This is a genomic window from Mesorhizobium sp. P3_A9 (genome assembly GCF_056402975.1).
On sequence record NZ_JBFUGJ010000590.1, the window covers coordinates 1 to 2183 of the forward strand.

Genomic DNA, 2183 nt, shown 5'->3' on the forward strand with positions numbered 1-2183 from the left:
GCACATAGATCAGATCGACACCCAGGCCCTTGCGCAGGGTCTTCTGCGGCCGTTCGTGGAACAGATGTTCGAACGGAATGAAGATCAACGCGGAGATCAACAGCGCCTTGATGCCAAATATGTCCATTCGCCCGCCTCTGTTGCCTTGCCTTGGCCAGCACGCGCTCGCGCCTCAGCTTCCGGACAGAACCACATTTCTCCTTTCCAAAGGCTTGATGCGGGTCCCCCGGTTGCGCTCACGGCCGGGATATCCTCGAGACGCGCACCTGTCTGTCACATCGGTGTCGCAACCGGGCGATATCTCAGCGATGCGCGGTCGACGAACGCAGCGCGTGCCGCGCGTCCTCCCAGGACTAACCCCTCCGGTTCCCTGCCGGTGGGGTTTTCTATTTCAGCTGCCGCCTCTGGCAGCCGCGAATTGTCTTTGGATGGGCGCCAGCCAGCGAATCATTTCGACGGGTGACCGGCCACAAGCGAGCATGCGGTCAAGAAGCATGGTCCAGCAGTTTGGTGGTCGGGTCGCGGCGATGTTCGGAATTGGCGCGATCGACACCCTCAACGGTGATCGCGATCGTCCCGTTCTCGATCCTTGCTATCCAACCTTTTGCCTTGAGATACCAGAGATGAAACTCAAGGTGCTCGCGCGGGCAGCCTGACAATCTCTCAAGCTCTACGTCTCCAATGCCGGGATTGTTGACGTCTTGTCTGCGTTTTACATAGAGAAGCGCCAGCAGTTTTGCTTGAATTACGACGTCGCGCTCCATGCCTTTGGGGTTTGCGGCTTCCTCGGCCAGCTCCCGACGCAGACCCGCATGGTCCTTGTACTGGATGTCGTATTGCGCCCGTTTGACAGGATCCTTGAGCGTATTGTGAGCCTCCACGATTTCGCTGAAGCGGGATTCATCGCCGGTGGCTTGATTGTCGGGGTGGTAACGCATGGCAAAATAACGAAACACCCGTTCCAACGTTTCGGAGTTGGCGTTTGGGCTAACTTCCAGAACTTCGTAGTAGTCAACGAACATCGCGGCGCTCCCTCAAACGCAATCATATATTCATATCGGCTAAAATAATGAACATCCAGTGGACAAGCACGGAACCAAAGCGGTTACGTCAGACCATTGCTTGCGGCGGCCAAGACTTTGGTCCGGCGTCGATGGTCGGTTACTGTCTGGTGGGAGGAGAAATGGTCGCCGCTCGCCGGATGGGAGCGTTGGGTCGATAGAGGCCCACGCGGCGGGTTTTTATATTTTGACCAAGGTCTTGCGTGCCTTAGGCAATGAGAATCGCCTTGGAGTCGACCGCTACAAAACTATGACGATCGCCGCGCAAAACATAGCCACTCTCATCGTACTTCCCCACGGTTGTGCATCCCCAAGATGCTGGGGCGTGACGTTACGTCACTTTTATATTAGCGAAAGCGAATATTATGGCCTGTAGCGGATACGTGATCGCACCATACCGACGCGCCCGCGAATCCGTCATGCCTGAGGTGCGGCGGACCTGACGGTTCGTCTGGCCGGCGTCATCCCCAAAGCCACCCAGCTCCCAACTGGCGCCGGCCATTTTTGTTTTTAGCGTTGAGCAAGCGCGCCGGACAATCGATCCTGCTGTCCCATATTGGGGCGCATGGTTTGGCACGGCAATTGCTCCGAGCCCTCTGTTGTGGCGTGAGGGCGCTACTTCCTATTTGCGAGGCAACAGGAGGTAGGCAATGCGGATACTGGTAAGACCTGCGAAACGAGAAGGCGCTTCTCGGACGATTTTCCATCGACCGTTGGGCGATGGCGATTTCAGATCCGAAACGGATGGGGCGGTCGTCCTTTCGATAGATGCTGCTGGTATCTATGCAAAAGGTTCGCAATACCGATACCAGATTGAGTTCACGCTTGATGAACTTGAGGCACTTGGGAACCGGCCGTAGGAACATGAGATCGCCGCGATTGTCAGCTAACGCTTCTCCTTCGGCGTGATCTCCTCGACCCTCACCTTGTCGCCGATCTCTTTGGTCATCGCCAGCGCTTTGGCCTTGTCCTTGGTGGTCAGGACGGTGCGCCAATGTGGCTTCTCGAAAATTGAGACGATGCTGGTTGTGGCCGGCTTGTCGAACATCACTTCCTTCGATGATTGAAAGCCCGCAATTTCTGTTGGCGGAGACCGCGCGGGCCAAGCGGTGGCGAGTTGCC

General features: G+C 56.7%; 2 protein-coding genes. Both read right to left on the reverse strand.

Annotation, left to right across the window (positions count from 1 at the left end; translation table 11 throughout):
• Positions 1 to 485 precede the first annotated feature (485 nt).
• A complete protein-coding gene (locus tag AC1DX0_RS34945; protein ID WP_477220588.1) occupies positions 486 to 1022 on the reverse strand; it encodes a DnaJ domain-containing protein in 537 nt (178 codons plus the stop codon).
• A gap of 925 nt (positions 1023 to 1947) precedes the next feature.
• Positions 1948 to 2183 (reverse strand): hypothetical protein (locus tag AC1DX0_RS34950; protein WP_477358966.1); only part of this gene is annotated, 236 nt, incomplete at its 5' end.